Genomic DNA, 769 nt, shown 5'->3' with positions numbered 1-769 from the left:
GTGGGCGTAGTCGACGCCGGCCGGCATGGTGTACGAGGACAGCGGTGCGCCGGTGGTCGGGTCCAGGGGCTGGATCGAGACCACGGGCTCGTCGTACGAACCGCAGGCGCGGACCGCGACCAGGGCCTCACCGCCGCCGTATCCCCGGTCGGAGCAGCCGTCGGCGTCGGCCTTGGGCCGCCAGAGTTCGGCTCCGGTGTCGAGGTTGAACGCGGCCCCGCCGCCGGTCCCGCCCGCGGCGACCGTGGTGCCGCTGAGGGTGACCTCGTCGAACTTGACGGGCTTGTCACCACTGCTGGAGGAGGTGACCGACTTGCTCCACATCAGCTTGCCGGTGTTCATGTCGAGGGCGCCGACCTGGTTGCACGACGGGTACTTGTTCTCCTTGGTGGGCTCGCCCTCCGCGAAGAGGATCGCCGTCTTGAAGTCCTTGCTCATGTGCCGGGAAGCGGCGCAGAACCGTCCCTTGAGCGGGACCGTCCAGAGCGTGGTGCCCTTGTCGATGTCGTAACCGTTGACCTCGGACAGGCCGGGCTTGACGTACGCCTTGTCGGTGATCCAGGAACCGGCGATCGTCATCGCTTCCTGGTACTCCGGCTGCGGCAGCTGGATGCCGACCTTGGACGCGGTCCGGGCCGGGGCCTTCTCGCTGCCGCCACCGCCCTTGTCCTCCTCCTTCCCGCCGGTGGAGCCGGCCGAGGACACCTCGTTCCTCGTGCCGTCGTCGTCCCGGGCGGTCGCGTAGATGCTGTCTCTTATACACATCTCT

1 protein-coding gene is annotated in these 769 nt (G+C 68.3%); it reads right to left on the bottom strand.

Annotation, left to right across the window (positions count from 1 at the left end; all coding sequences use genetic code 11):
- Positions 1 to 769, bottom strand: a 769-nt coding sequence (locus IH13_RS0120385) for an outer membrane protein assembly factor BamB family protein (protein WP_031086489.1), incomplete at both ends; no start/stop codon positions are given.

This window comes from Streptomyces sp. NRRL WC-3549 (assembly GCF_000721935.1).
In the GTDB taxonomy this organism is placed as follows: domain Bacteria; phylum Actinomycetota; class Actinomycetes; order Streptomycetales; family Streptomycetaceae; genus Streptomyces.
This window is presented reverse-complemented; position numbering and strand designations above follow the sequence as displayed.